This is a genomic window from Cereibacter changlensis JA139 (assembly GCF_003034985.1).
Lineage (GTDB): Bacteria > Pseudomonadota > Alphaproteobacteria > Rhodobacterales > Rhodobacteraceae > Cereibacter > Cereibacter changlensis.
On record NZ_PZKG01000011.1, the window covers coordinates 16136 to 41771 of the forward strand.

Annotated in this window: 28 protein-coding genes and 1 pseudogene; 20 read left to right on the forward strand and 9 right to left on the reverse strand. The window is 69.2% G+C overall.

Annotation, left to right across the window (positions count from 1 at the left end):
- The first annotated feature begins 19 nt into the window (after positions 1-19).
- The 17 genes and pseudogenes from C5F48_RS04125 to cysE all read left to right on the forward strand — a co-directional run bounded on the left by C5F48_RS04125 (position 20) and on the right by cysE (position 13316).
- Positions 20-1195, forward strand: a complete 1176-nt coding sequence (locus C5F48_RS04125) for a phage portal protein (protein ID WP_107662639.1) — start codon at positions 20-22, stop codon at positions 1193-1195.
- Positions 1192-1434 carry a GTA head formation protein, RCAP_rcc01685 family gene (locus tag C5F48_RS04130; RefSeq protein ID WP_107662640.1) on the forward strand — a complete coding sequence of 81 codons (243 nt, stop codon included), beginning with the start codon at positions 1192-1194 and terminating at the stop codon, positions 1432-1434. The genes C5F48_RS04125 and C5F48_RS04130 overlap by 4 nt, the downstream gene beginning before the upstream one ends.
- Before the next feature lie 4 nt (positions 1435-1438).
- Complete coding sequence (locus C5F48_RS04135) at positions 1439-2002, forward strand: HK97 family phage prohead protease (RefSeq protein ID WP_107662641.1); 564 nt, start codon at positions 1439-1441, stop codon at positions 2000-2002.
- 25 nt (positions 2003-2027) lie between these two features.
- The gene (locus tag C5F48_RS04140; protein WP_107662642.1) at positions 2028-3224 is read left to right on the forward strand and encodes a phage major capsid protein; all 1197 of its coding nucleotides are present in this window, start codon (positions 2028-2030) and stop codon (positions 3222-3224) included.
- 150 nt (positions 3225-3374) lie between these two features.
- Positions 3375-3971, forward strand: coding sequence for a head-tail connector protein (locus tag C5F48_RS04145; RefSeq protein ID WP_107662643.1), 597 nt, complete (start codon positions 3375-3377; stop codon positions 3969-3971).
- Entirely contained in the window at positions 3968-4303 is a 336-nt protein-coding gene (locus C5F48_RS04150) for a head-tail adaptor protein (RefSeq protein WP_107662644.1), read from the forward strand. The genes C5F48_RS04145 and C5F48_RS04150 overlap by 4 nt, the downstream gene beginning before the upstream one ends.
- Entirely contained in the window at positions 4300-4698 is a 399-nt protein-coding gene (locus tag C5F48_RS04155) for a DUF3168 domain-containing protein (RefSeq protein WP_107662645.1), read from the forward strand. The genes C5F48_RS04150 and C5F48_RS04155 overlap by 4 nt, the downstream gene beginning before the upstream one ends.
- A gap of 18 nt (positions 4699-4716) precedes the next feature.
- Complete coding sequence (locus tag C5F48_RS04160; protein WP_107662646.1) at positions 4717-5130, forward strand: phage major tail protein, TP901-1 family; 414 nt, start codon at positions 4717-4719, stop codon at positions 5128-5130.
- A complete protein-coding gene (locus tag C5F48_RS04165; protein ID WP_107662647.1) occupies positions 5130-5447 on the forward strand; it encodes a gene transfer agent family protein in 318 nt (105 codons plus the stop codon). Before C5F48_RS04160 ends, C5F48_RS04165 begins: the two co-directional genes overlap by 1 nt.
- A 10-nt stretch (positions 5448-5457) precedes the next feature.
- Positions 5458-5661 (forward strand): rcc01693 family protein, encoded by a 204-nt coding sequence (locus C5F48_RS04170; protein WP_107662648.1) that lies wholly within the window; start codon positions 5458-5460, stop codon positions 5659-5661.
- Positions 5648-6301: an RcGTA-type gene transfer agent tail tape measure protein gene (locus C5F48_RS04175; RefSeq protein ID WP_107662649.1), complete on the forward strand. Its 654-nt coding sequence runs from the start codon at positions 5648-5650 to the stop codon at positions 6299-6301. The genes C5F48_RS04170 and C5F48_RS04175 overlap by 14 nt, the downstream gene beginning before the upstream one ends.
- A gap of 4 nt (positions 6302-6305) precedes the next feature.
- Positions 6306-6938 carry a DUF2460 domain-containing protein gene (locus C5F48_RS04180; RefSeq protein ID WP_107662650.1) on the forward strand — a complete coding sequence of 211 codons (633 nt, stop codon included), beginning with the start codon at positions 6306-6308 and terminating at the stop codon, positions 6936-6938.
- The gene (locus tag C5F48_RS04185; RefSeq protein WP_107662651.1) at positions 6935-7819 is read left to right on the forward strand and encodes a phage/gene transfer agent baseplate hub protein; all 885 of its coding nucleotides are present in this window, start codon (positions 6935-6937) and stop codon (positions 7817-7819) included. Before C5F48_RS04180 ends, C5F48_RS04185 begins: the two co-directional genes overlap by 4 nt.
- On the forward strand, positions 7816-8256 hold the full coding sequence (locus tag C5F48_RS04190; protein ID WP_107662652.1) for an NlpC/P60 family protein: 441 nt from the start codon (positions 7816-7818) through the stop codon (positions 8254-8256). Before C5F48_RS04185 ends, C5F48_RS04190 begins: the two co-directional genes overlap by 4 nt.
- Positions 8257-12141, forward strand: a complete 3885-nt coding sequence (locus C5F48_RS04195) for a baseplate multidomain protein megatron (protein WP_107662653.1) — start codon at positions 8257-8259, stop codon at positions 12139-12141.
- Positions 12141-12392: pseudogene (locus C5F48_RS26565) on the forward strand (DUF7742 family protein); the annotation flags it as partial. The gene C5F48_RS04195 and the pseudogene C5F48_RS26565, both read left to right, overlap by 1 nt.
- A gap of 114 nt (positions 12393-12506) precedes the next feature.
- Positions 12507-13316 carry a serine O-acetyltransferase gene (gene cysE / locus C5F48_RS04200; RefSeq protein ID WP_107662686.1) on the forward strand — a complete coding sequence of 270 codons (810 nt, stop codon included), beginning with the start codon at positions 12507-12509 and terminating at the stop codon, positions 13314-13316.
- 70 nt (positions 13317-13386) lie between these two features.
- Here cysE and C5F48_RS04205 read toward each other — a convergent pair whose 3' ends face one another.
- The 6 genes from C5F48_RS04205 to C5F48_RS04230 form a co-directional block, all read right to left on the reverse strand.
- Positions 13387-14739, reverse strand: a complete 1353-nt coding sequence (locus tag C5F48_RS04205) for a pyruvate dehydrogenase complex dihydrolipoamide acetyltransferase (RefSeq protein ID WP_107662654.1) — start codon at positions 14737-14739, stop codon at positions 13387-13389.
- A gap of 12 nt (positions 14740-14751) precedes the next feature.
- The gene (locus C5F48_RS04210; protein ID WP_107662655.1) at positions 14752-16152 is read right to left on the reverse strand and encodes a pyruvate dehydrogenase complex E1 component subunit beta; all 1401 of its coding nucleotides are present in this window, start codon (positions 16150-16152) and stop codon (positions 14752-14754) included.
- An 11-nt stretch (positions 16153-16163) separates the two neighbouring features.
- The gene (pdhA, locus tag C5F48_RS04215) at positions 16164-17153 is read right to left on the reverse strand and encodes a pyruvate dehydrogenase (acetyl-transferring) E1 component subunit alpha (protein ID WP_107662656.1); all 990 of its coding nucleotides are present in this window, start codon (positions 17151-17153) and stop codon (positions 16164-16166) included.
- A gap of 295 nt (positions 17154-17448) precedes the next feature.
- A complete protein-coding gene (locus C5F48_RS04220; RefSeq protein ID WP_107662657.1) occupies positions 17449-17751 on the reverse strand; it encodes an FtsB family cell division protein in 303 nt (100 codons plus the stop codon).
- Between the two features lie 151 nt (positions 17752-17902).
- A complete protein-coding gene (locus tag C5F48_RS04225) occupies positions 17903-18832 on the reverse strand; it encodes a class I fructose-bisphosphate aldolase (protein ID WP_107662658.1) in 930 nt (309 codons plus the stop codon).
- Between the two features lie 107 nt (positions 18833-18939).
- Positions 18940-20133 carry a phosphoglycerate kinase gene (locus C5F48_RS04230; RefSeq protein WP_107662659.1) on the reverse strand — a complete coding sequence of 398 codons (1194 nt, stop codon included), beginning with the start codon at positions 20131-20133 and terminating at the stop codon, positions 18940-18942.
- 150 nt (positions 20134-20283) lie between these two features.
- Here C5F48_RS04230 and C5F48_RS04235 point away from each other — a divergent pair, with 150 nt between their 5' ends.
- Entirely contained in the window at positions 20284-20790 is a 507-nt protein-coding gene (locus C5F48_RS04235; protein ID WP_107662660.1) for a peptidylprolyl isomerase, read from the forward strand.
- The gene (locus C5F48_RS04240; RefSeq protein WP_107662661.1) at positions 20783-21376 is read left to right on the forward strand and encodes a peptidylprolyl isomerase; all 594 of its coding nucleotides are present in this window, start codon (positions 20783-20785) and stop codon (positions 21374-21376) included. Before C5F48_RS04235 ends, C5F48_RS04240 begins: the two co-directional genes overlap by 8 nt.
- Positions 21377-21455: 79 nt before the next feature.
- Here the strand turns inward: C5F48_RS04240 and tyrS are convergent, their stop codons facing one another.
- Positions 21456-22706 (reverse strand): tyrosine--tRNA ligase, encoded by a 1251-nt coding sequence (tyrS, locus tag C5F48_RS04245; RefSeq protein WP_107662662.1) that lies wholly within the window; start codon positions 22704-22706, stop codon positions 21456-21458.
- Between the two features lie 73 nt (positions 22707-22779).
- Here tyrS and C5F48_RS04250 point away from each other — a divergent pair, with 73 nt between their 5' ends.
- Positions 22780-23877: an anhydro-N-acetylmuramic acid kinase gene (locus C5F48_RS04250; protein WP_107662663.1), complete on the forward strand. Its 1098-nt coding sequence runs from the start codon at positions 22780-22782 to the stop codon at positions 23875-23877.
- On the opposite strand, the gene C5F48_RS04255 is transcribed toward C5F48_RS04250, so the two are convergent.
- Both C5F48_RS04255 and eno read right to left on the reverse strand, forming a co-directional pair.
- A complete protein-coding gene (locus C5F48_RS04255) occupies positions 23874-24296 on the reverse strand; it encodes a cupin domain-containing protein (RefSeq protein ID WP_107662664.1) in 423 nt (140 codons plus the stop codon). The two genes, C5F48_RS04250 and C5F48_RS04255, sit on opposite strands and share 4 nt — an antisense overlap.
- 55 nt (positions 24297-24351) lie before the next feature.
- A complete protein-coding gene (eno, locus tag C5F48_RS04260; protein WP_107662665.1) occupies positions 24352-25629 on the reverse strand; it encodes a phosphopyruvate hydratase in 1278 nt (425 codons plus the stop codon).
- Positions 25630-25636 lie beyond the last annotated feature (7 nt).

A 25636-nucleotide genomic window follows, 5' to 3' on the forward strand; every position in this document is an offset into this window, starting at 1 on the left:
GGATCAGGAGGGTTGCGACATGGTGTTGGGGTTTCTGCGGCGGCGCGGGCCGGAGGTGGTCGAGACGAAGACCTCGGCCACCGGGCCGATGATCGCCTGGCAGGGCTCTGGTCGGGTGGTCTGGAGCCCGCGCGATGTGGGCTCGCTGACGAAGACCGGGTTTCTGGGCAATCCGATCGCCTTCCGGGCGGTGAAGCTGATCTCGGAGGCGGCCGCGGCGCTGCCTCTGGTGCTGCAGGATTGCGAGCGGCGCTTCGATCTGCATCCGCTGCTGGATCTGGTGGAGCGGCCGAACCCGGTGCAGGGGCGGGCGGATCTGCTGGAGGCGGTCTATGCGCAGCTTCTGCTGACGGGCAACGCCTATCTGGAGGCGGCGCCGGGGCTCGGCACGCTGCCGGGGGAGTTGCATGTGCTGCGCTCGGACCGGATGGCGCTGGTGCCGGGGGCGGATGGCTGGCCGGTGGCCTATGACTATACGGTGGGGGCGCGGAAGCATCGCTTCGACATGACGGGCGGCGTGGCGCCGATCTGCCATATCAAGACCTTCCATCCGCAGGACGACCACTACGGCTTTTCGCCGATGCAGGCGGCGGCGGTGGCGGTGGATGTGCATGTCAGCGCCTCGCGCTGGTCGAAGGCGCTCTTGGACAACGCGGCGCGGCCTTCGGGGGCGATCGTCTACAAGGGGGCGGACGGGCAATCCTCGCTGAGCGCGGATCAGTATGACCGGCTGGTGGGCGAGATCGAGGCGAACCATCAGGGGGCGCGCAATGCCGGGCGGCCGATGCTGCTGGAAGGCGGGCTCGACTGGAAGCCGATGGGCTTCTCGCCTTCGGACATGGAGTTCCAGAAGACCAAGGAATCGGCGGCGCGGGAGATCGCCATCGCCTTCGGCGTGCCGCCGATGCTGATGGGGATCCCGGGGGATGCGACCTATGCCAATTACCAGGAGGCGAACCGGGCCTTCTACCGGCTGACGGTGCTGCCGCTTGCGGCGAAGGTCACGGCAGCGGTGTCGCACTGGCTGGCGGGGTTCAGCGGCGAGCGGGTGATGCTGCGGCCGGATCTCGATCAGGTGCCGGCGCTGGCGGCGGAGCGCGACCAGCAGTGGATGCGGGTCGGGACGGCGGATTTCCTGACGGTGGCGGAGAAGCGGGCCCTGCTCGGCCTGCCGCGGATCGCGGAGGACGAATGATCCAGCCGCGCAACGGGGGCTCGCGCTTCCTCTACGACAGTTTCGATGTGGCCAGCGCCCGGATCGACGCCAACGAGCGCGTCGCCGAGGAGCGCTGGAGCGCGCTGGAATACCGGCTGGGCCAGATCGAGAGCACGCTGGAGCGGTTGGAGCGCCGCATCTGGCTGGGGGTTTACGGGGTCGCCGCCTTCCTTCTGACGCAGGGGGCGGAGGCTGTGCTGAGGGCGGCGATGAGGTGAGGCGATGGGGATGAGGGACGTGTTCGGCGCGCCGGAGGTGAAGTTCCACCGGCCCGAAGCGGGGCTGGTGGTGACTGAGGGCTCGAAGGTGGAGGGCTATGCCTCGATCTTCGGCAGGCGCGACCAGGGCGGCGATGTGGTGCTGGCGGGGGCCTATGGCGGGTCGCTGGCGGCGCTGGCTGCGGCGGGGCGGCGGGTGAAGATGCTGTGGCAGCATGATCCGGGCCAGCCGATCGGGGTCTGGGACGAGGTGCGGGAGGACGCCACGGGGCTCTACGTCAAGGGGCGCATCGTGACCGAGGTGGAGCGGGGCCGCGAGGCGGCGGCGCTGCTGGCGGCGGGGGCGATCGACGGGCTGTCGATCGGCTATCGCACGCTCCGGGCGGAGCGCGATGCCAAGGGCAGCCGGGTGCTGGCCGAGGTGGAGCTTTGGGAGGTGTCGCTGGTGACCTTCCCGATGCTGGCGGAGGCGCGGGTCGCGGCCAAGGCCGAGACGCCGGCCGATTGGAACTGGCGCGATCTGGCGACGATCTTCGAGGATGCGCGCCGGGCGCTGGCCGAGGGCTGACAGGTTCACGAAAGGGAAAGACGGGATGACCGAGACGAGGACTCGGGCCGGGACAGGCATGTCCGAGGCCCGGACGCCGGTGGCGGAGGTGCAGACTGCCGTGACCGGGTTCCTGAAGGAGATCAAGGGCTTTCGGGACGAGGTGAAGTTGGTGTTGCAACAACAGGAAGAGCGTTTGACCATGCTGGATCGGAGAACCATGAGCTACGGGCGCCCGGCGCTGTCGGCGGCGGCCGAGACCGAGGCGCCGCATGTGAAGGCCTTCGACGCCTATCTGCGCTCGGGCGACGACGATGCGCTGCGCGGCCTCGTGCTGGAAGGCAAGGCGATGAGCACCGCGGTGGCGGCGGATGGCGGCTATCTGGTCGATCCGCAGACGGCGGAGACCATCCGGTCGCTGCTGCTGTCGACCTCGTCGCTGCGCGCGGTGGCGAGCGTGGTGCATGTGGAGGCCTCGAGCTTCGACGTGCTGATCGACCGCAGCGAGGTCGGCTCGGGCTGGGCGACGGAGGCGGCGGCGCAGGCCGAGACCGCGACGCCGACCATCGAGCGGATCTCGATCAGGCTGCACGAGCTGTCGGCCATGCCGAAGGCCAGCCAGCGGCTGCTGGACGACTCGGTTTTCGACGTGGAGGGCTGGCTGGCCGGCAAGATCGCCGCGCGCTTCATCCGGGCGGAGTCGGCGGCCTTCATCAGCGGCGACGGCGTCGACAAGCCGAAGGGCATCCTGCAGCACCCGAGGGTCGCGAACGCCGCCTGGAACTGGGGTAGCATCGGCTATGTTTCGACCGGGGCGGCGGCGGATTTCCCCGCGACCAATGCGGCGGATTGCATCATCAACCTCGTCTACGCGCTGTCGGCGGATTACCGGGCCAATGCGAGCTTCGTGATGAACTCGAAGACCGCGGGCGCGGTGCGCAAGATGAAGGACGCGGACGGGCGCTTCCTGTGGTCGGACGGGCTGGCGGCGGCGGAGCCGGCGCGGCTGATGGGCTATCCGGTGCTGATCTGCGAGGACATGCCCGACATCGCGGCCAACGCCTTCGCCATCGCCTTCGGCGATTTCGCCAGCGGCTACACCATCGCCGAGCGGCCCGACCTGCGGGTGCTGCGCGACCCGTTCTCGGCCAAGCCGCATGTGCTGTTCTATGCCAGCAAGCGGGTGGGCGGCGACGTGACCGACTTTGCCGCGATCAAGCTGCTGAAGTTCGCGCTGACCTGACCGGCGGCGCGATGATCCGGCCCTGACCGGGCCGGGAGCATGGGTGCGCATCGGGGCTCCGGGCCCTCGCGCCGTCTAGCTGCTTCCCTCCGTCCGAGCGACGCGGGTGCGCGCCCATGAACCCTTGGAGGGTTTTTCGGGGATGTGAGGATGTTGATCGAGCAGACGACGGCGCCTGTCGCCGCCTTGCCGGTGCAGGCGCTGAAGGATCACTTGCGGCTCGGCACGGGCTTTGCCGATGACGGGCTGCAGGACGGGCTGATGGAGAGCTACCTGCGGGCCGCGCTGGCGGCGATCGAGGGGCGGATCGGCAAGGCGCTGATCGCGCGGCGGTTCCAGCTGGTGCTGGAGCGCTGGCGCAGCGAGAGCGGGCAGGCGCTGCCGGTGGCCCCGGTCTCCACCGTGCTGTCGGTGACGCTGGTCGATGCGGCGGGGGCAGCGCAGGTGGTTCCGGCGAGTGGCTGGCGGCTGGCGCCGGACATGCACAGGCCGCGGCTGCTGCCGGTGGGGATGCTGCTGCCCGCCGTGCCGAGCGGCGGGCGGGTCGAGGTGGTGTTCGAGGCGGGGTTCGGGGCTGCCTGGGGCGCGGTGCCGTCCGACCTCGCGCAGGCGGTGCTGCTGCTGGCGGCGGAGTATTACGAGCATCGCAGCGATGGCGGGATGCGCTCTGCCGGGCTGCCCTTCGCGGTGGTCACGCTGATCGAGCGCTGGCGCACGGTGCGGGTGCTGGGCGGGGGGCAGGCATGAGCGTGGAGCTGGGCCGCGCGCTGGTGCTGGAGCGGCCGGTGCGGGTGGCGGATGGCGCGGGGGGCCATGCCGAGAGCTGGGTGGCGCTCGGCACGCTCTGGGCCGAGGTGGCGCCGGGCTCGGGGCGCGACGTGGCGGGCGAGGAGGTGACGCTGGCCTCGGTGCCCTGCCGGATCACGGTGCGGGCGGCGCCCTTCGGCGCGCCGTCGCGGCCGGTGGCCGGGCAGAGGTTCCGCGAGGGCGGTAGGGTCTTCGCCATCCTCGCCGTGTCGGAGCGCGATGCGGGCGGGCGTTACCTGACCTGCTTTGCCCGCGAGGAGGGTCCGGCATGAGCTATGGCGTGGCGGCGGCGCTGCAGGCGGCGGTCTATCAGCGGCTGGCGGGGACGGGCGCTCTGGCGGGGGTGCCGATCCATGACGCGATCCCGCCGGGCGGCGGGAGCGGAACCTATGTGCTGCTCGGGCCGGAGGAGGTTTCGGACCAGTCGGACAAGAGCGGCGGCGGGGCGGAGCATCGCTTCGTCGTCAGCGTGATCTCGGATGCCGAGGGGTTTCTGGCGGCGAAGGCGGTCGCGGCGGCGGTGTCGGACGCGCTGGTGGATGCCGCGCTGACGCTCGGGCGGGGGCGGCTCGTCGGGCTGCACTTTCTGCGGGCGGTGGCGAAGCGGCGCGATGCGGGCGCGGTGCGACGGATCGATCTGACCTTCCGGGCGCGGGTCGAGGACTGAACAGGAGTGGAGAGCGAGATGGCTGTGCAGAACGGCAAGGACTTGTTGATCAAGCTGGACCTGACCGGGGACGGGCAGTTCGAGACCATCGCGGGGCTCAGGGCCACGCGGATCAGCTTCAACGCGGAGGCGGTCGATGTCACCTCGCTGGAAAGCCAGGGCGGCTGGCGCGAACTGCTGGGCGGCGCGGGGGTGAGATCGGCGTCGATCTCGGGCTCGGGGGTGTTTCGCGATGCGGGCACAGACGAGCGGGCGCGGCAGATCTTCTTCGACGGCGAGGTGCCGGATTTCCAGGTCATCATCCCGAGTTTCGGCGTGGTGCAGGGGCCGTTCATGATCACGGCGGTGGATTACGCCGGGAGCCATAACGGCGAGGCGACCTATGAGCTGACGCTGGCCTCGGCGGGCGTGCTGAGCTTCACGGCGCTCTGATGGCGAATCCCTGGGCGGGAGAGGTGGCGATCTGGCTCGATGGCCAGCGCCATGTCGGCAAGCTGACGCTGGGCGCGCTGGCGGAGCTGGAGGCGGCGCTGGAGACGGGCTCGCTGGTCGATCTGGTGGAGCGGTTCGAGGGCGGGCGGTTTTCCACCCGCGACGTGCTGGCGCTTCTGGTGGCGGGGTTGCGCGGCGGGGGCTGGCAGGGGACGGCGGCGGATCTGCGCACGGTGGAGATCGGCGGCGGGCCGGTGGGGGCGGCGCGGGCGGCGGCGGAGATGCTGGCGCGGGCCTTTGCGGTGCCCGGAGAATGAGAGGGGGAGAATGAGCGGGATCGACTGGGCCGGGCTGATGCGGGTCGGGCTGACCGGGCTGCGGCTGTCGCCCGAGGCGTTCTGGCGGCTGACCCCGGTGGAGTTGCGGATGCTGCTGGGGGTCGATGCGGTGGCCCCCCTGACCCGCGCGCGGCTCGACGAGCTGGCGCGCGCGTTCCCCGATGCGAGGAGGACGGGCGATGGCGAGGATTGAGGAGCTGGAGGATCAGGTGGCGGCGCTGGAGGCGAGCCTCGGCGGCGCCTTGGGCGTGGCGCAGGCCTTCGAGGGCGAGCTGTCGCGGATGCGCGAGCAGATGGTCTTCACCGGGCGCGAGGTGGACCGGCTGTCGACCGGCATCGGCTACGGGCTGCGGCGGGCCTTCGATGGGCTGGTGTTCGACGGGATGAAGCTGTCGGACGCGCTGGAAGGCGTGGCGCGGACGATGGCGGACACGGTCTATGCCGTGGCGATGAAGCCGGTGCAGAACGCGGTGGGCGGGGTTCTCGCTCAGGGGATGAACGCGCTGCTCAGTGGCGCGCTGCCCTTCGCCGAGGGCGGGGCCTTCTCCGCCGGGCGGGTGATGCCCTTCGCCCGGGGCGGCGTCGTCTCGGGGGCGACGGAATTCCCGATGCGCGGCGGGCGCGGGCTGATGGGCGAGGCTGGGCCGGAAGCGATCCTGCCCTTGGCGCGGGGGGCCGATGGGCGGCTCGGCGTGCAGATGGCGGGCGGCGGGCAGGCGGTGACGGTGGTGATGAATGTGACCACGCCGGATGTGCAGGGCTTTCAGCGCAGCCAGGGCCAGATCGCGGCGCAGATGGGCCGGGCCTTGGCGCGCGGCCAGAGGAACAGGTGAGAGCATGGGATTTCACGAGATCCGCTTTCCCGCCAACCTGAGCTTCGGCTCGGTCGGGGGACCGGAGCGGCGCACGGAGATCGTGACGCTGGCCAACGGCTTCGAGGAGCGCAACACGCCTTGGGCGCATTCGCGCCGGCGGTATGACGCGGGGGTGGGGCTGCGCTCGCTCGACGATGTCGAGGCGCTGATCGCCTTCTTCGAGGCGCGGCGCGGGCAGATGTTCGGCTTCCGCTGGAAGGACTGGGCGGATTACAAATCCTGCCCGGCCTCCAAGCTGCCGGGGCCGCAGGACCAGCCGATCGGTCAGGGCGACGGGGCGACGACCGCCTTCACGCTGCGCAAGACCTATGTCTCGGGCGGGCAGGACTATGCCCGGCCGGTGCTGAAGCCGGTGGCGGGGACGGTGCGGGTGGCGGTGGCGGGCGATCCGAAGGTGGAGGGGGTCGAGTATGTCGTCGATCCGGCGACCGGGGTGGTGAGCTTTGCCGTGGCCCCCGATTTCGGGACGGCGGTGACGGCGGGGTTCGAGTTCGATGTGCCGGTGCGGTTCGACACCGACCGCATCCAGACCTCGGTTGCCTCGTTCCAGGCGGGGGATGTGCCCAACGTGCCGGTGGTGGAGCTGCGGCTGTGAGCGCGGCGGCGCTTTACGCGCATCTGGCGCTCGGGACGACGACGGTGTGCCGGGCCTGGGCGGTGCGGCGGCGGGACGGGGCGCTGTTCGGCTTCACCGATCACGACCGCGACCTGTGGTTCGAGGAGATGCGGTTCCGCGCCGACAGCGGGCTGACGGCGCGCAGCCTTCAGCAGACGACGGGGCTTTCGGTCGACAACTCCGAGGCGCTGGGGGCGCTGTCGGATGCGGCGGTGACCGAGGCGGATCTGCTGGCGGGGCGGTTCGACGGGGCGGAGGTGCGCTGCTGGCTGGTGAACTGGGCCGATGTGGCAGAGCGCGTGCTGCAGTTCCGCGGCAGTCTCGGCGAGATCACCCGCGCGGCCGGCACGTTCCGGGCGGAGCTGCGCGGCCTGACCGAGGCGCTGAACCAGCCGCAGGGCCGGGCCTATCAGCGCGACTGCTCGGCGGTTCTGGGCGATGCCTCCTGCCGCTTCGATCTGGGCCGGCCCGGCTTTATGGCGGAGCGGGTGGTGGAAGTGGTGGAGGACCGCGTGCTGTTCCGCTTCGGCGAGTTCCGCGGCTTCGACGACCGCTGGTTCGAGAAGGGGCGGATGGTGGTGCTGAGCGGCGAAGCGGCGGGGGCGGTGGGCGTGATCAAGAACGACCGGCTGGGGGCCGGGGGGCGGGTGGTGGAGCTGTGGCAGGCGATCGGCCCCGGGATCGCGCCGGGCGACCGGTTGCGGCTGGAGGCGGGCTGCGACCGGCGGGCCGAGACCTGCCGGCTGAAGTTCGGCAACATCCGCAACTTCCGTGGCTTCCCGCATATCCCGGGTGAGGATTGGCTGAGCGCGGTCCCCAGCGGCGCCTCGGTGAATGACGGCGGGAGCCGGTTCCGGTGAGCGGCTCGGCGGTGGTGGCCGAGGCGCGGCGCTGGATCGGCACGCCCTATGTGCACCAGGCGTCGGTGCTTGGGGCGGGGGCGGATTGTCTGGGGCTCGTGCGCGGGGTCTGGCGTGCGCTCTGCGGGCCGGAGCCGGAGCGGCCGCCGGCCTATACCCAGGACTGGGCGGAGCCTTCGGGGCAGGAACTGCTGCTGGCTGCGGCGGAGCGCTGGCTGCGGCGGAAACCGCTGGGTGAGGCGGCGGCGGGCGACGTGCTGTTGTTCCGCATGCGGGAGGGGGCGGTAGCCAAGCATCTGGGCATCCTCGCCTGCGCCGGCGCGGAGGCGAGCTTTGTCCATGCCTACAGCGGGCATGGCGTCATCGAGAGCCCACTCTCCGCCGCCTGGGCGCGGCGGGTCGCGGCACGGTTCGAATTTCCCATGGGAGCGCGTTGAATGGCCACCTTACTGCTTTCCGCCGTCGGCGCGGGCCTCGGCGCCGGGTTCGGCGGCAGCCTCCTCGGCCTCTCCGGCGCGGTGATCGGCCGGGCGATCGGAGCGACGCTGGGCCAGCTGATCGACCAGCGGCTGCTGGGAGCCGGGTCGGAGACGGTGCACAGTGGCCGGATCGAGCGCTTCCGCCTGACCGGCGCCAGCGAGGGTGCTGCGGTGGCGCAGGTCTTCGGACGGGTCCGGCTGGGCGGGCAGGTGATCTGGGCCACCCGCTTCGTCGAGAACACGACCCGGTCGGGCGGCGGCAAGGGGATGCCGCGGCCGAGCCTCGTGAGCTATTCCTACAGCGTCAGCCTTGCGGTGGCGCTCTGCGAGGGCGAGATCATCCGGGTGGGGCGGATCTGGGCGGATGGCGCCGAGGTGGAGCCGTCGCGGTTGAACCTGCGGGTCTACAGCGGCGGCGAGGACCAGCAGCCCGACCCGAAGATCGAGGCGGTGGAGGGGACGGGCATGGCCCCGGCTTATCGCGGCATCGCCTATGTGGTGCTGGAGGATCTGGACCTCGGGCCCTTCGGCAACCGGGTGCCGCAGCTGTCCTTCGAGGTGTTCCGGCCGGCGCAGGGCGAGTTCGCGGCGCGGGTGATGGATCTGACCCGGGCGGTGCGGGCGGTGGCGCTGATCCCGGGGACCGGGGAATATGCGCTGGCGACCACGGCGCTGCATGTCGAGGATGGGCTGGGGGTGAACCTGCCGGTCAATGTCCACGCGCCCTCGGGGCGGAGCGATATGGCGACCGCGCTGACCCAGCTGCGCGAGGAGCTGCCGAATTGCGGGTCGGTCTCGCTGGTGGTGTCGTGGTTCGGCAGCGACCTGCGCTGCGGGCTGTGCGAGGTGAAGCCCAAGGTGGAGCCGGAAGCGCGGGACGCCGAGGACATGCCCTGGCGCGTCGCCGGGCTGGGGCGGGCGGAGGCGGCGCGGGTCTCGCTGTCGGGGGGGCCGGTCTATGGCGGCACGCCGGCCGACCGCTCGGTGATCGAGGCGATCCGGGCGCTGCGCGCGGCGGGGCAGGAGGTGATGTTCTATCCCTTTCTGCTGATGGACCAGCTGGCGGGAAACGGGCTGCACGACCCCTGGACCGGGGCCGAGGATCAGCCTGCCCTGCCGTGGCGCGGGCGGATCACCCTGTCGGAGGCGTCGGGCCGCGCGGGGTCGCCCGACCGGACGGCGGCGGCCGAGACGGAGGTTGCGGCCTTCTTCGGCGCGGCGCGGCCCGAGGATTTCGCGGTGGTCGACGGGGAAATGCGCTACGGCGGGCCACAGGACTGGGGCTACCGCCGCTTCGCGCTGCATTACGCGCATCTCTGCGTGCTGGCTGGCGGGGTGGACGCCTTCTGCATCGCCTCGGAGCTGCGCGGCCTGACGCAGATCCGCGGCGCGGGCGACAGTTTCCCGGCTGTCGCGGCGCTGCGCCGGTTGGCGAGGGAGCTGCGCGCGATCCTGGGGTCGGCGACGAAGATCAGCTATGCCGCCGACTGGTCGGAGTATTTCGGCTATCACACCGACGGCAATGTCTATTTCCACCTCGACCCGCTCTGGGCCGATCCGGAGATCGACTTCATCGGCATCGACAACTACCTGCCGCTGGCCGACTGGCGCGACGGCGAGGACCATGCCGATGCGGGCTGGGGGTCGGTCTACAACCTCGATTATCTGAAGGCGAATGTCGCGGGGGGCGAGGGCTTCGACTGGTATTACGACTCGCCCGAAGGCGAGGCGGCGCAGCGGCGCCGGCCAATCGAGGACGGGGCGCAGGACGAGGCCTGGATCTATCGGCCGAAAGACCTGGCGAGCTGGTGGGGGCTGCCGCATCACCAAAGGATCGACGGCATCCGCGCGGCGGAGCCGACGGACTGGGAGCCGCGGTCCAAGCCGATCCGCTTCACCGAATACGGCTGCGCCGCCATCGACAAGGGGGCGAACCAGCCGAACCGCTTCCTCGATCCGAAGTCGTCGGAATCGCTGCTGCCGCGCGCGTCGAATGGGCGGCGCGACGACGTGATGCAGATGCAGTACCTGCGGGCGATGGCGGAATACTGGGACGATCCCGCCTGCAACCCTTGGTCGCCGCTCTACGGCGGCCGGATGGGGGACATGGCCCGCGCCCATGTCTGGGCCTGGGATGCGCGGCCCTTTCCGCAGTTTCCCGCGCTGCAGGATGTCTGGAGCGATGCGGTGAACTATGGGCGCGGCCACTGGCTGAGCGGGCGGGCCAGCGCGCAGCCGCTGGCCTCGGTGGTGGCGGAGATCTGCGAGCGGTCCGGTGTGCGGCATTTCGATGTCTCGGCGCTCTACGGCGTGGTGCGGGGCTATGCGGTGACCGGGATCGGCAGCGCCCGCGCCGCGCTGCAGCCGCTGATGCTGGCGCATGGCTTCGAGGCGCTGGAGCGCGACGGGCTGCTGATCTTCCGCATGCGCGACGCGCGTCCGGCGGCGGTGCTGGACCCGGAGCGGCTGGCGGTGATCTCGGAGCTGGAGGGTGCGGTCGAGACCACCCGAGCGGCGGAAGCCGAGATGGCCGGGCGGGTGCGGCTCGACTACATCGAGGCGGAGGGCGATTATGCGATCCGGCAGGCCGAGGCGATCTTTCCCGACGAGGTGAGCCTCGGCGTGTCGCAGAGCGACCTGCCGATGACGCTGGCGGCAGCGGAGGCGCGCGGCATCGCGGAACGCTGGCTGTCCGAGGCGCGAGTGGCGCGGGATCTGGCGCGCTTCGCCCTGCCGCCCTCGGCGCTGCCGCTTGGAGCGGGCGACGTGGTGGAGCTGGGAGGCGCGCGCTACCGGATCGACCGGATCGAGAGCGGCGCGGCGCAGCTTGTCGACGCGGTGCGGGTCGAGCCAGGGATCTACCGGCCGAGCGACGCCGCCGAGGAGCGGGTCGCGGCGCAGCCCTTCGTGCCGCCGGTGCCGGTGTTCCCGGTGTTCCTCGACCTGCCGCTGCTGACCGGCGAGGAGGTCCCGTATGCGCCGCATCTGGCGGTGACGGCGACGCCCTGGCCAGGATCGGTCGCGCTGTGGAGCGCCGCCGAGGATGCGGGCTACCGGCTGAACCGGCTGCTGCCCGCCTCGGCCGTCATCGGCCGCACCGAGACGGCGCTGCCGGCGGCGCGGGCCGGGCTCTGGGATCGCGGGCCGGCGCTGCGGGTGAAGGTCTATGGCGGCGCGCTGGCCTCGGCCTCGCCGCTGGCGGTGCTGAACGGGGCCAATGCGATGGCGATCGGCGATGGGAGCGCCGACCGCTGGGAGATACTCCAGTTCGCCGAGGCGGCGCTGGTGGCCCCGGGGAGCTACGACCTGTCGCTTCGGCTGAGGGGGCAGAAGGGGACGGATGCGGTGATGCCGGAGAACTGGCCGGTGGGCAGCCTCGTCGTGCTGCTGAACGGGGCGTTGCAGCAGGTCGACCTGCCGGCGTCGGCCCGGGGCCTTGCGCGGCATTACCGGATCGGCGGCGCGGGGCGGAGTTACGACGATCCGGCGATGGTGCACCGGGTCGAGGCCTTCGAGGGGATCGGCCTGCGGCCCTATGCGCCGGTGCATCTCGGGGCGCAGCCGGTCGCGGGGGGCGACCTGAGGATCAGCTGGCTGCGCCGCACCCGTATCGACGGCGACAGCTGGCTGTCCCGCGAGGCGCCGCTGGGCGAGGCGCGCGAGGCCTATGCGCTGCGCATCACCCCGGACGGCGCGATCCTGCAACAGGCGACCGTGGAAGCCCCGGGCTGGACCTACGGCGCGGCCGAGCAGGCTGCGGACGGGCCGGGGGTGAGCGTGGAGGTGGCGCAACTGTCGGAGGTCTACGGGCCGGGCCCGTTCCGGGCGCTGCGGCTCGGTTGATGCGGACGGTGCTGCTGGCCGAACTGGTGACGGTGGCCCGGGTGCTGATGGCGCTGCCGGAGGCCGAGCGAGGGCCTTTTCTGCAGCGGCTGCTCTACCGCGCCCATGCCGCGCATCAGGTGTCGAAGCGGCTGGGCCGGCCGCATCCCGCCTGGGGCGACGGCAGCCTGAGTGCTGCGGTCGCCGGATTGCCGCGCCGACGCGAGGCTTTCGCGACCGATCCGGACTATCTCGCCGCGCTGGGGCTGGTCATCGCGGCGCTGGCCGGGCGGGCGCGACGAAAGTCGGGAGGGCGGCGGGCCGCACTTGGACTGTCGCCCGGCGCACCTATGTGCTACTCTGCAGTTGCGAAGGGAGACCCTGCCATGCCCGAAACGAAACCCCGCATGTCGACGATCGATCCGGTCTGGCAGCGCGTCTGCGACGAGGCCGTGGCGGCCATCCAGGCGGAGCCGCTCCTGGGCGGGCTGATCCATTCCAGCCTGCTGCACCACCCGTCGATGGAACGGGCGCTGGCCTATCGCTTCTCGCTGAAGCTGGCCTCGGGCGAGATGAGCGAGCAGATCCTGCGCGAGATCGCCGACGAGGCCTTCTCCCGCGATCCCGATCTGGGCCAGATGGCCCGGGCCGACATCATGGCGGTGTTCGAGCGCGACCCCGCCTGCCACCGCTTCCTGCAGCCGATCCTGTTCTTCAAGGGCTACCAGGCTGTGCAGGCCTATCGCATCGGCCATTGGCTCTGGACCCAAGGCAGGATCGATCTGGCCTATTTCGTGCAGATGCGCGTGTCTGAGGTCTTCGGTGTCGACATCCATCCGGCGGCGAAGGTCGGGCGCGGGCTGATGATCGACCACGCGCATTCCATCGTCATCGGCGAGACGGCGGTGGTGGGCGACAATGTCTCGATGCTGCATTCGGTGACGCTGGGCGGCACCGGCAAGGAAGACGGCGACCGGCATCCCAAGATCGGCAATGGCGTGCTGATCGGGGCAGGGGCCAAGGTGCTGGGCAACATCCACGTCGGCCATTGCAGCCGGATCGCGGCCGGGTCGGTGGTGCTGCATGACGTGCCGCCCTGCTCGACCGTGGCCGGCGTTCCGGCGCGGGTGGTGGGCGAGGCGGGCTGCGCGCAGCCCTCGGTCACCATGGACCAGCTGATCGCCGACCAAGCCTGACATCCGATTGCTGAAACAGATAGGCCCGGAGCTTGCGCTCCGGGCCTATTTTTCGTGTCTGGATGCCGGTTCAGGCCAGCATCGCCATCGGGTTCTCGAGGTTCTCGACGATGGCCTTGAGGAACTCCGCCCCCAGCGCGCCGTCGATCACCCGGTGATCGACCGAGAGCGTCATCGACATCACGGTGGCCACCGTGACCTCGCTGCCCTTCACCACCGGCTTCTTCACCCCGGCGCCGACCGCGAGGATCGAGCCGTGCGGCGGGTTGATCACCGCGTCGAAGTTGTCGATGCCGAACATCCCGAGATTGGAGATCGCGAAGCTGCCGCCCTGATACTCATGCGGCGCCAGCTTGCGGGTCTTGGCGCGGGTGGCCAGATCCTTCATCTCTGCCGACAGGGCCGAGAGCGTCTTTTGATGCGCATCGCGCAGCACCGGGGTGAAGAGCCCGCCTTCGATCGCCACGGCCACCGCCACATCCGACGGCTTCAGCCGCAGGATGCGGTCGCCGGCCCAGACGGCATTGGCATTCGGCACCGCCTGCAGCGCCAGCGCGCAGGCCTTGATGATGAAGTCGTTCACCGAAAGCTTCACCCCCCGGCCTTCGAGCTGGGCGTTCAGCTCGGCGCGGAACTTCATCAGCGCATCGAGCTGCACGTCGCGGCGCAGGTAGAAATGCGGGATGGTCTGCTTGGCCTCGGTGAGACGCGCGGCAATCGTCTTGCGCATCCCGTCGAGCGTCACCGTCTCGTAGTCGCGGTCGGCGAACATCCTGGCGACGGCCTCGGCCGAGGCGCCTGCCGGCATGGCCGACGGGGCAGGGGTCGCAGGCGCTGCTGCCGGGGTCGCCGCTTCGGCCTTGGCCGCCGCAGGCGCCGCCGCCGAGGGCTGGGCCCCCTCGACATCTGCCTTCACGATCCGCCCATGCGGGCCGGAGCCCTTCACGGCCGTCAGGTCCAGACCCTTCTCGCGCGCGATGCGCCGCGCCAGCGGCGAGGCGAAGACCCGCGCCCCCGAGGAGGCCTTCGCCTCCGGCGCCGCAGGCTTCCCGGCCGGCTTCTCGGCGGGCGCCGCCTTGGACTGCGCCGGGGCGGCCTGATCCGCAGGCTCTTCCGCCGGTGGGACCTTCTTCTCCGACACCACGTCGCCGCCCCTGGCCGGCGCCGCATCGGCGTCCTCGCCTTCCTCCAGCATCACGGCGATGGGGGTGTTCACCTTCACCCCGGAGGTGCCCTCGGCGATCAGCAGCTTGCCGACGATCCCCTCATCGACCGCCTCGAACTCCATCGTCGCTTTGTCGGTCTCGATCTCGGCGAGGATCTGGCCAGACTTGACCGCATCCCCCTCCTTGACCAGCCATTTCGCCAGCGTGCCTTCCTCCATCGTCGGAGACAGCGCGGGCATCAGAACTTCGGTTGCCATGGGCTTGCCTCCTCAGCGGTAGCAGACGGATTTGACGGCTTCGACGACTTCCGCCGTCGTCACCAGCGCGAGCTTCTCGAGATTGGCCGCATAGGGCATCGGCACGTCCTTGCCGGTGAGGTTCAGCACCGGGGCGTCGAGATAGTCGAAGGCCCGCTGCATGATCGTCGCCGAGAGGTGGTTGCCGATGGAGCCGACCGGCCAGCCCTCTTCCACCGTGACGCAGCGGTTGGTCTTCTTCACCGACTCGAGCACCGTGTCATAGTCGATGGGCCGCAGCGTGCGCAGGTCGATGACCTCGGCGCTGATTCCGTCCTCGGCCAGCTTCTCCGCCGCTTCCAGCGCATAGGTCATGCCGATGCCGAAGCTGACGATGGTCACGTCAGTGCCCTCGCGCCAGATCTTCGCCTTGCCGAAGGGGATGGTGAAATCGTCGAGCACCGGCACCTCGAAGGAGCGGCCGTAGAGGATCTCGTTCTCGAGGAAGATCACCGGGTTCGGATCGCGGATCGCCTGCTTCAACAGGCCCTTCGCATCGGCGGCCGAATAGGGCATCACCACCTTCAGCCCCGGGATCTGCGCATACCAGGCGGCATAGTCCTGGCTGTGCTGCGCGCCGACGCGGGCTGCCGCGCCGTTCGGGCCGCGGAACACGATCGGGCAGCCCATCTGGCCGCCGGACATGTAGAGCGTCTTCGCCGCCGAGTTCAGGATCTGGTCCATCGCCTGCATGGCGAAGTTGAAGGTCATGAACTCGACGATCGGGTTCAGCCCGCCGAAGGCCGCGCCGACCGCGATGCCGGCAAAGCCGTGCTCGGTGATCGGCGTGTCCACCACGCGCTTCGGCCCGAACTCGTCGAGCAGGCCCTGGCTGATCTTGTAGGCGCCCTGATACTCGCCCACCTCTTCGCCCATCAGGAAGACGCGGTCATTGCCGCGCATCTCTTCCGCCATGGCCTCGCGCAGCGCCTCGCGCACGGTCATCGTCTTCATCGCCGTGCCTTCGGGCCAATCCGGCGAGACCGGCGGCTTTGCGGGCACCGCCGAACCGGGGGAGGAGACCAGCGGCTCGTCGACCGCCTTGCCTTCCGATCCTTCCGGCTGCTCGGGCTGCTTCTCGACACTGGCCGAAGGCGCTGCCGCCTTCTCCGGCGCGGCATCGGCGCTCTCGCCTTCCTCCAGCATCAGCGCGATCGGCGTGTTCACCTTCACGCCCGCGGTGCCTTCGGCGATCAGCAGCTTGCCGACGATCCCCTCGTCCACCGCCTCGAATTCCATCGTGGCCTTGTCGGTCTCGATCTCGGCGAGGATCTGGCCGCTTTTCACCGCGTCGCCTTCCTTCACCAGCCACTTGGCCAGCGTGCCCTCTTCCATCGTCGGCGAGAGCGCGGGCATCAGTACTTCGGTTGCCATGGGTTCTCTCCTCAGGCGTAGATGTCGGTCCAGAGTTCCTCGAGCGCAGGCTCGGGGCTCTCCTTGGCGAAGTCGGCGGACTCGTTCACCACGGCCTTGATGTCGCGGTCGACGGCTTTCAGATCCTCGTCCGAGGCATGGCCGCCCTGCAGCAGCATGTCGCGCACATGCTCGATGGCGTCCTTCTCGTCGCGCATCTTCTGCACTTCCTCGCGGGTCCGGTATTTTGCCGGGTCCGACATCGAGTGGCCGCGGTAGCGGTAGGTCATCATCTCGAGGATATAGGGGCCCTCGCCGGCGCGGCAGGCGGCAACCGCCTTCTCGCCGGCGGCCTTCACCGCCAGCACGTCCATGCCGTCCACGGCCTCGCCCTTGATGCCATAGGCGGCGCCGCGCTCCCAGAGCGAGGGCGACTTGGTGGAGCGCTTCACGCTCGTGCCCATGGCATACTGGTTGTTCTCGATGACGAAGACGACCGGCAGGTTCCACAGCTCGGCCATGTTGTAGGTCTCGTAGACCTGACCCTGGTTCGCCGCGCCGTCGCCGAAATAGGCGAAGGTCACGTTGTCATTGCCCAGATACTTGTCGGCGAAGGCGAGGCCTGCGCCGAGCGGCACCTGCGCGCCGACGATGCCGTGGCCGCCGTAGAAATGCTTCTCCTTGGAGAACATGTGCATCGAGCCGCCCTTGCCCCTGGAGTAGCCCCCCTCGCGCCCGGTCAGCTCGGCCATCACCCCCTTGGGGTCCATGCCGCAGGCCAGCATGTGCCCGTGGTCGCGGTAGGAGGTGATCCGCTTGTCGCCTTCCTTGGCGGCGGCCTCGAGCCCGACGACCACGGCTTCCTGGCCGATGTAGAGGTGGCAGAAGCCGCCGATCAGACCCATGCCGTAGAGCTGGCCGGCCTTTTCCTCGAATCGTCGGATCAGGAGCATCTCGCGGTAGTAGGTCAGCAATTCGTCTTTCGAGACGTTGGATTTCTCCGGCGATTTCTTGGTGGCCATGCAGGCTCCTCCCGTCGCAGACAAGTAGTTTAATGCTGAACTATCTTTAGCGCATCGGAAAGCATTGGGCGAGAGCAAACTGAGAGCCGCTCCGGTGGCCCAGGACCGACGATCCGCCGCCACGGATTTTCTGCGAAAATCCCCCCGCGCGCGTTTTCTGCGAAAACGCTTCCTCCCGATCTTTCGCAGAAAGATCGCCTACCGCAAGTCTTCGCAGAAGACTTGCCGCCTGACGCGACGCAAGCCGCGTCTGCACGGGCCGTGCATGCCCCGTGCATCGGATGTGCATCGTGATTTAACGGATGACGATCTCGTCGGCGCGGACATAGCCCAGCACGTCGCGGGCCTGCTCGTCGAGCAGGTCGAGGTCGAGGTAATCGTCCGACAGGCGGCGGGTCTTGTTCTGCATCTCGGCCAGATCGGTCCGCAAGAGGTCGCGCTCGGCCCGCAGCGCCTCGGCCTCGGCCTTGATCTGCACCTGGCGGAACACGCCGAAATCGCCCTGCACGGCGGCGAAGGTGAAATAGGCGCCCAGCGTGAAGGCCAGCATGAAGTACAGGCTGGCTCCGATCGCCGGGCGCGAATGCGAGGTGCTCATCAAAACGGCCCCAGATCCATGGCCCCTCGTTCAGCGGGGGCAGGTCTGCGGATCATGGCAGAAGCGAAGCGATTTGTGAATCCTGAAAATGGCAGGTTCGTCAATCGCTTCGCGGCCTGTCCCGCCATGGCGGGATAGGCGGAAAACCGTGTCAGGCGCGGCCTTTGTAGATGTCGACCAGCTTGCCCAGCATGGCGAGGGCGTCGCTGCGCGAGCGCTGGAAGCTGTTGCGCCCGATGATCGAGCCGTTGCCGCCCCCGTCGCGGATCGCGCGGGCGTCGTCATAGACCGAATCCTCGCCCTTCTTGGCCCCGCCCGAGAACACCACGATGCGCCGCCCGGCAAAGCTCGCGTCCATGCAGTGCCGCACCCGCGCCGCCTGGGTGGCGATGTCGATCTTCTGCTCCTCGTAGACCTTCTTGGCCTCCGCCAGCATCAGATGGTCGGTGGAGAGCTTGATCTTGATGATATGCGCCCCGAGCAGCGCCGCGATCTGCGCCGCATAGGCCGCCACGTCGATCCCGGTCTCGCCATCCTTGCTGATCGCCTCGCCGCGCGGGTAGGACCAGATCACCGTGGCCACGCCCTTGGCCGCCGCTTCCTGCCGCATGGCGGAGATTTCTTCGTACATATCAAGGGCCACGTCCGAGCCCGGATAAATGGTGAAGCCGATGGCCGCACAGCCCAGACGCAGCGCGTCATCGACGCAGGCGGTGATCGCCTGGTTCTTGCCGGCGGTGTCGGACATCAGCGAGTTGGCCGAGTTCACCTTGAGGATGGTCGGGATCTGGCCGGCGAAGGTGTCGGCTCCGGCTTCCAGCATGCCCAGCGGGGCGGCATAGGCGTTGAGCCCGGCGTCGATCGCCAGCTGGTAGTGGTAATGCGGATCATAGGCCGCCGGGTTGGCCGCGAAGGTGCGGGCCGGGCCATGCTCGAAGCCCTGGTCGACCGGCAGGATGATCATCTTTCCGGTGCCGCCCAGCTTGCCTTCCATCAGCATCCGGCAGAGGTTCGCCTTCACGCCGGGCGTCTCGCCTTCGTAATTGCTGAGGATTTTCTGAACAACTTTGCTCGCGCGCATTCCGAGGTCCTTCCAATGGGATCTATGCCCAGCGGTCTAGAACCCCGGAAACGCCTTCGCAACGCTGTTGGCGCTAACAGCGTGAAGAACGGCGGAAACTCCCCGTTTCAGCCCTCCAGCGCCGCCACACCGGGCAGTTCCTTGCCTTCCATCCATTCGAGGAAGGCGCCGCCCGCCGTCGAGATGTAGCTGAAGCCCTCGGCCGCCCCGGCCTTGTTCAGCGCCGCCACCGTATCGCCGCCGCCCGCGACCGAGATCAGCTCCCCGGCCTTGGTCAGCTGCGCCACCTGCAGCGCCGCGGCATTGGTCGCGGCATCGAAAGGCTCGATCTCGAAGGCGCCGAGCGGGCCGTTCCAGATCAGTGTCTTCGCTGTGGCGAAGACCTGCGACAGCGCCGCCACGGTCTTCGGCCCGGCGTCGAGGATCATCGCATCGGCGGGGCAGGCGGAGACATCGACCGTCTCGTTCGCCGCCCCGGCCTTGAACTCGCGCGCCACCACCACGTCGAGCGGCAGATGGATGGTGCAGCCGGCGGCCTTGGCCTTCTCGACGATCTCCAGCGCGGTCGGCGCCATGTCGCGCTCGGCCAGCGACTTGCCGACCTCGACGCCCTGCGCCACGAGGAAGGTGTTGGCCATGCCGCCGCCGATCACCAGATGATCGACCCGGCCCACCAGATTGCCCAGAAGGTCGAGCTTGGTCGAGACCTTGGCCCCGCCGACCACCGCCACCACCGGACGCTGCGGCTGGCCGAGCGCCGCTTCCAGCGCCTTCAGCTCGGCCTCCATCAGCCGTCCCGCCGCCGCCGGCAGCAGCCGGGCGATGGCCTCGGTCGAGGCATGGGCGCGGTGCGCCGCCGAGAAGGCGTCGTTCACATAGACATCGCCGAGTGCCGCCATAGCCTTGGCGAGCTCGGGATCGTTCTTCTCTTCCCCGGCATGGAAGCGGGTGTTCTCCAGCAGCAGGACCTCGCCCTGCAGCATCGCCGCCACCGCCTGCTCGGCCTCCGGCCCGACGCAGTCGCTCGCGAAGGAGACTTTGGTCTCGGGCAGGGCCTTCTGCAGCGCCGGCAGCACCAGACGCAGGCTCATCTCCTCGACGACCTTGCGCTTGGGCCGGCCGAAATGCGCCAGAAGCACCGGCTTGCCGCCCTTGGCCAGAATGTCGGTCACCGTCGGCACGATCTTCTCGATCCGCGTCGCATCGGTCACCTCGCCGTTCTCCATCGGCACGTTCACATCGACCCGGACCAGCACGACCTTGCCGGCAAGATCCATGTCGTCGAGTGTTTTCCAGCCCATGATGCGCTCCCTGATGTGATGTGGCCTCCTGTTTCGTCCCAACTCGGGCGCAAGGTCAACCGGCGGCATGACGCAGCCGGAGAAATTCAGACCTTTTCCTGAGGGCCGTGCGCGACTAGGTTCAGCCAACCCAAGACAGAGGAGCGCCGCATGGCCGAGATTACCGATCCCGAAAACACGATCATCATGACGCTGAAGGACGGCGAGGTGGTGATCCAGCTGCTGCCGGACGTCGCGCCGAAGCATTCCGAGCGGATGAAGGCGCTGGCCCGCGCCGGGGCCTATGACAACGTGGTGTTCCACCGCGTCATCGACGGCTTCATGGCCCAGACCGGCGACGTGGCCAACGGCAATGCCGAGAAGGACTTCAACCTGCGCCGCGCCGGCACCGGCGGGTCGGACATGCCGGACCTTCCGGCCGAATTCTCCAAGCTGCCGCATGCGCGCGGCACGCTGGGCGCCGCCCGTTCGCAGAACCCGAACTCGGCCAACAGCCAGTTCTTCATCAACTTCAAGGACAACGACTTCCTGAACGGGCAATACACCGTCTACGGTCGGGTGATCTCGGGCATGGAATTCGTCGACAAGATCACCCGGGGCGAGCCTGCGCCGAACCCGGACCGCATGATCTCGGTCAGGGTCGCGGCAGATGTCTGACGGTCGTTTCCTCGCAGGCGGGATCATGGCGCTGGGGCTGGCTGTCCTCGGCGGCTATGGCCTGTCGCAATCGGCGGTCATGGCGCAGGACGCTGCCGACGGCCCCGGCCCGAACCTCAGCATCGAGGTCGCGGGCGAAGCCAATGGCACCGTGGTCATCGACCTGATGCCCGAGGTGGCGCCGAAGCACGTGGCGCAGATCACCGCACTGGCCGAGAAGGGCGCCTATGACGGGGTGGTGTTCCACCGCGTCATCGAAGGCTTCATGGCCCAGACCGGCGATGTGCAATATGGCAAGGGCTCCGACCTTTCCAGCGCGGGCATGGGCGGCTCCGACCTGCCGGACATCCCGGCGGAGTTCTCGGACGTGAGCTTCGAGCGCGGCGTCGTCGGCATGGCCCGGTCCCAGAGCCCGGATTCGGCCAACTCGCAGTTCTTCATCATGTTCGCGCCGGGCGACTTCCTGAACGGCCAGTATACCGTGGTCGGCAAGGTGATCTCGGGGATGGACGTGGTGGACAGCATCGCCAAGGGCGAGCCGCCGCGCACGCCGGACGTGATGACCAAGGTCACGGTCGCGCCCTGAGGCGTGGTGCAAATGGAAAGGCCGGGGGGCTGTCTGCCCCCCGGACCCCCCGAGGATATTTAGAGACAGAAAATGAAGGTCAGGCGAGTCTGACCAGCTTGTGTTTCTTCTTGCCGATCGAGACTTTCAATTCCTCGCCGACCGTCTCTGCCGTCACCGTCGCATTGGCGTCATTGACCGGCTCGTTGTTGAAGCGCAGCCCGTTCTCGGCCACCAGACGCTTCGCCTCCTTGCCCGAGGCCACCAGACCCGCGGCCACCAAGAAATGGCTGACCGAGAGCCCGCCGTCGAGCTTGGCCGCCTCCAGCGTCACCACCTCCAGCTCGTCGCCGACGCCGCCCTGTTCGAACACCGCCCGCGCCGTGGCTTCCGCCGCCGCCGCCGCCTCGGCGCCGTGCAGCAGGGTCGTCACCTCGTTGGCGAGGATCACCTTGGCTGCGTTGATCTCCGAGCCCTGCAGCGCGCCGAGCCGGTCGCACTCTTCCACCGGCAGCTCGGTGTAGAGCTTGAGGAAGCGCCCCACGTCGGCGTCGGTGGTGTTGCGCCAGAACTGCCAGAAGTCGTAGGGCGACAGCATCTCGCCGTTCAGCCAGACGGCGCCGCCCTGCGACTTGCCCATCTTGCGCCCGTCCGAGGTGGTCAGCAGCGGCGAGGTCAGGCCGTAGATCTCGTCATCCAGCACGCGGCGGGTGAGGTCGATCCCGTTGATGATGTTGCCCCACTGGTCCGACCCGCCCATCTGCAACAGGCAGCCGTAGCGGCGGTGCAGCTCGAGGAAGTCGTAGGCCTGCAGGATCATGTAGTTGAATTCGAGGAAGGACAGCGACTGCTCGCGGTCCAGCCGGGATTTCACGCTCTCGAACGCCAGCATCCGGTTCACCGAGAAATGCCGCCCGATGTCCCGCAGGAAATCGAGGTAGTTCAGATCGTCCAGCCATTCGGCGTTGTTCAGCATCAGCGCATCGCTCGCGCCCTCGCCGTAGGAGAGGTAGCGGGCGAAGACCTGCTGCATCCCGGCGATGTTGGCGTCGATCTGCGCCGGCGTCAGCAGCGGGCGCTCGTCGGCGCGGAAGGAGGGGTCGCCCACCTTGGTCGTGCCGCCGCCCATCAGGGTGATCGGCTTGTGCCCGGTCTTCTGCAGCCAGCGCAGCATCATGATGTTGAGGAGATGCCCGACATGTAGCGAGGCCGCCGTGGCGTCATAGCCGATATAGGTCGGCACGACCCCCTTGACCAAGGCCGCGTCGAGCGCCTGATAATCGGTGCAATCGGCCAGGAAGCCGCGCTCGATCATCACACGCATGAATTCGGATTTCGCATGGTAGGTCATCGGGGTCTCGTGCTTTAACAGGTCATCTCGTGACGGGTTTCGTATATCGGGGGCAGGGTGTGAGGGGAAGGGCATGTTGAAACCGGGGGCGCTCTGGGTCTTGGGGGCGATGTCGGGCACCTCGCTCGACGGGGTCGATGCGGCGATGCTGCTGACCGATGGCGAGCGGATACTGGAGTTGGGCGACAGCGCCTACCGCCCTTACAGCGAGGCCGAGCGGGCGGTGATCCGCGCGGGCTTCGGCTGCTGGCCGGGAGAGGCCGCGGCGCAGGCGGCGGCGGAGGTGGTGGAGACTGCGCATGCCGAGCTTCTGTCGCGCTTTCCGGGGGCGGATCTCGTCGGCTTCCACGGTCAGACGCTGGCGCATGATCCGGGCGGGCGCGGCACGCATCAGGCCGGCTCGGGCGCGGTGCTGGCGCAGCGGCTGGGTGTGCCGGTGGTCTGGGATTTCCGCAGCGCCGACGTGCAGATGGGCGGGCAGGGCGCACCGCTGGCGCCCTTCTTCCACTTCGCCTGCGCCCGGCGCATCAGCGCCGATCTGCCGCTGGCCTTTCTCAACCTCGGGGGCGTCGGCAATCTGACATGGGTCGATCCACGTCAATCGGCGCCCGAGGCGCCGGGGGCCTGCCTTGCCTTCGACACGGGGCCGGCCAATGCGCCGGTGAACGACCTGATGCAGGCGCGCCGGGCGCTTACGCAGGACGAGGGCGGCAGGCTGGCCGCCGAGGGCCGGGTGGAGGAGGCGGTGCTGGAGCAGTTCCTGCGCCATCCCTATTTCTTCCGCATGCCGCCGAAATCGCTGGACCGCAACGCCTTCCCCGCGCTCTCCGAAGCGGTCGCGGGCCTTTCGGATGCCGATGCCGCGGCGACGCTGACGGCGGCCTGCGCCGCCGCCGTGGCGCGCGGCGCCGAGCATTTCCCGACGCCGGTCTCGCGGGTGCTGGTCTGCGGGGGCGGGCGGCACAACGCCACCCTGATGGCGATGCTGGCCGAGCGGCTGGCCTGCGAGGTGCAGCCGGTGGAAGCGGTCGGGCTCGACGGCGACATGCTGGAGGCGCAGGCCTTCGCCTTTCTCGCCATCCGGGTGGCGCGCGGCCTGCCGACCTCGGGGCCTTCGACCACCGGGGTCTCGGCACTGGTCGGCGGGGGGCAGATCAGCCGCCCGGACTAGCGCGGAATGTCGAAGCCGGGCGGGGCCAGCTCGAAGCCCTCGAAGCGGAAGCCGGGGCTGACGGTGCAGCCGACGAGGCTGTAATCCCCGGTCGAGCGCGCGGCCTGCCAGTGGAACGGCGGCACGATCCCCTGCACCGATTGGCCCGCCAGCACATCGGGGCCGAGCAGCAGATCCCGCGCCGGGCCTCGCGTCTCGGCGGCGATCGACAGGATCAGCGGAGCGCCGGCGTGGAAGTGCCAGATCTCCGCCGCATCGACCCGGTGCCAATGCGAGCGTTCGTTCGCTTTCAGCAGGAAGAGGATCGCCGTGCCCGCGGCGCGGCCTTCGCCCTCGGCCATCCAGGTCTGGCGATACCAGCCGCCCTCGGGATGCGGGGCGAGATCGAGGGCGTGGATGATCCGGTCGGCGTCGGTCATGGCGGTGGGCCCGGAAGGAAGAAGGCCCCGGCGTTTCCGCCGGGGCCTTGCGATATCAGCGCTTCAGGATCGAGCGGCCGGCGTATTCGGCCACTTCGCCCAGCATTTCCTCGATGCGGATCAGCTGGTTGTATTTCGCCAGACGGTCGGAGCGCGACAGCGAGCCGGTCTTGATCTGGCCGCAGTTGGTCGCCACGGCGAGGTCGGCGATGGTGCTGTCCTCGGTCTCGCCGGAGCGGTGCGACATGACGTTGGTGTAGCGCGCGCGATGCGCCATATCGACGGCGGCCAGCGTCTCGGTCAAGGTGCCGATCTGGTTCACCTTCACCAGCATGGAGTTGGCGCAGCCCGCCGCGATGCCTTCGGCCAGACGCTTGGGGTTGGTGACGAAGAGATCGTCGCCGACCAGCTGGATCTTGTCGCCCAGCGTCTCGGTCAGCATCTTCCAGCCGTCCCAGTCATCCTCGGCCATGCCGTCCTCGATCGAGATGATCGGGTAGTCGCCGCAGAGCGCCGCCAGATAGGCCACGTTCTCTTCCGAGCTCAGCGACTTGCCCTCGCCCTTCATCTCGTACTTGCCGCCGCGGTAGTATTCGGTCGAGGCGCAGTCGAGCGCGAGGAAGATCTCCTCACCGGGGCGATAGCCGGCCTTCTCGATGGATTTCAGCACGAAGTCGAGCGCCTCGCGGGTGGAGCTGATGTTGGGGGCAAAGCCGCCCTCGTCGCCGATCCCGGTGTTGAAGCCCGCTGCCGACAGTTCCTTCTTCAGCGTGTGGAAGACTTCAGAGCCCATGCGGATCGCGTCGCGGATGTTCTCCGCCGCCACCGGCATGATCATGAATTCCTGGATGTCGATCGGGTTGTCGGCATGTTCGCCGCCGTTGATGATGTTCATCATCGGCACCGGCAGGATGCGGGCCGAGGTGCCGCCGACATAGCGGTAGAGCGGCTGGCCGGAGACTTCGGCCGCGGCCTTGGCTACGGCGAGCGAGACGCCGAGGATGGCGTTGGCGCCCAGACGCGACTTGTTCGGCGTGCCGTCCATCTCGATCATGGTGCGGTCGATGCCGACCTGCTCGGTGGCGTCGAAGCCGACCAGCTCTTCGGCGATCTCGCCGTTGACGGCCGCGACCGCCTCCAGCACGCCCTTGCCCATGTAGCGGGCCTTGTCGCCGTCGCGGCGCTCCACCGCCTCATGCGCGCCGGTCGAGGCGCCCGAGGGAACGGCGGCGCGGCCCATGGCGCCGCTTTCCAGCGTCACGTCCACCTCGATCGTGGGGTTGCCCCGGCTGTCGAGAATCTCGCGGGCGTGGATATCAACGATCGTGCTCATGGCAGGT

Coding starts and splice junctions, on each gene's coding strand:
- C5F48_RS04125 (WP_107662639.1), top strand. CDS start 20: ATGGTGTTGGGGTTTCTGCGGCGGCGCGGGCCGGAGGTGGTCGAGACG.
- C5F48_RS04130 (WP_107662640.1), top strand. CDS start 1,192: ATGATCCAGCCGCGCAACGGGGGCTCGCGCTTCCTCTACGACAGTTTC.
- C5F48_RS04135 (WP_107662641.1), top strand. CDS start 1,439: ATGGGGATGAGGGACGTGTTCGGCGCGCCGGAGGTGAAGTTCCACCGG.
- C5F48_RS04140 (WP_107662642.1), top strand. CDS start 2,028: ATGACCGAGACGAGGACTCGGGCCGGGACAGGCATGTCCGAGGCCCGG.
- C5F48_RS04145 (WP_107662643.1), top strand. CDS start 3,375: ATGTTGATCGAGCAGACGACGGCGCCTGTCGCCGCCTTGCCGGTGCAG.
- C5F48_RS04150 (WP_107662644.1), top strand. CDS start 3,968: ATGAGCGTGGAGCTGGGCCGCGCGCTGGTGCTGGAGCGGCCGGTGCGG.
- C5F48_RS04155 (WP_107662645.1), top strand. CDS start 4,300: ATGAGCTATGGCGTGGCGGCGGCGCTGCAGGCGGCGGTCTATCAGCGG.
- C5F48_RS04160 (WP_107662646.1), top strand. CDS start 4,717: ATGGCTGTGCAGAACGGCAAGGACTTGTTGATCAAGCTGGACCTGACC.
- C5F48_RS04165 (WP_107662647.1), top strand. CDS start 5,130: ATGGCGAATCCCTGGGCGGGAGAGGTGGCGATCTGGCTCGATGGCCAG.
- C5F48_RS04170 (WP_107662648.1), top strand. CDS start 5,458: ATGAGCGGGATCGACTGGGCCGGGCTGATGCGGGTCGGGCTGACCGGG.
- C5F48_RS04175 (WP_107662649.1), top strand. CDS start 5,648: ATGGCGAGGATTGAGGAGCTGGAGGATCAGGTGGCGGCGCTGGAGGCG.
- C5F48_RS04180 (WP_107662650.1), top strand. CDS start 6,306: ATGGGATTTCACGAGATCCGCTTTCCCGCCAACCTGAGCTTCGGCTCG.
- C5F48_RS04195 (WP_107662653.1), top strand. CDS start 8,257: ATGGCCACCTTACTGCTTTCCGCCGTCGGCGCGGGCCTCGGCGCCGGG.
- cysE (WP_107662686.1), top strand. CDS start 12,507: ATGCCCGAAACGAAACCCCGCATGTCGACGATCGATCCGGTCTGGCAG.
- C5F48_RS04205 (WP_107662654.1), bottom strand. CDS start 14,739: ATGGCAACCGAAGTTCTGATGCCCGCGCTGTCTCCGACGATGGAGGAA.
- C5F48_RS04210 (WP_107662655.1), bottom strand. CDS start 16,152: ATGGCAACCGAAGTACTGATGCCCGCGCTCTCGCCGACGATGGAAGAG.
- pdhA (WP_107662656.1), bottom strand. CDS start 17,153: ATGGCCACCAAGAAATCGCCGGAGAAATCCAACGTCTCGAAAGACGAA.
- C5F48_RS04220 (WP_107662657.1), bottom strand. CDS start 17,751: ATGAGCACCTCGCATTCGCGCCCGGCGATCGGAGCCAGCCTGTACTTC.
- C5F48_RS04225 (WP_107662658.1), bottom strand. CDS start 18,832: ATGCGCGCGAGCAAAGTTGTTCAGAAAATCCTCAGCAATTACGAAGGC.
- C5F48_RS04230 (WP_107662659.1), bottom strand. CDS start 20,133: ATGGGCTGGAAAACACTCGACGACATGGATCTTGCCGGCAAGGTCGTG.
- C5F48_RS04235 (WP_107662660.1), top strand. CDS start 20,284: ATGGCCGAGATTACCGATCCCGAAAACACGATCATCATGACGCTGAAG.
- C5F48_RS04240 (WP_107662661.1), top strand. CDS start 20,783: ATGTCTGACGGTCGTTTCCTCGCAGGCGGGATCATGGCGCTGGGGCTG.
- tyrS (WP_107662662.1), bottom strand. CDS start 22,706: ATGACCTACCATGCGAAATCCGAATTCATGCGTGTGATGATCGAGCGC.
- C5F48_RS04250 (WP_107662663.1), top strand. CDS start 22,780: ATGTTGAAACCGGGGGCGCTCTGGGTCTTGGGGGCGATGTCGGGCACC.
- C5F48_RS04255 (WP_107662664.1), bottom strand. CDS start 24,296: ATGACCGACGCCGACCGGATCATCCACGCCCTCGATCTCGCCCCGCAT.
- eno (WP_107662665.1), bottom strand. CDS start 25,629: ATGAGCACGATCGTTGATATCCACGCCCGCGAGATTCTCGACAGCCGG.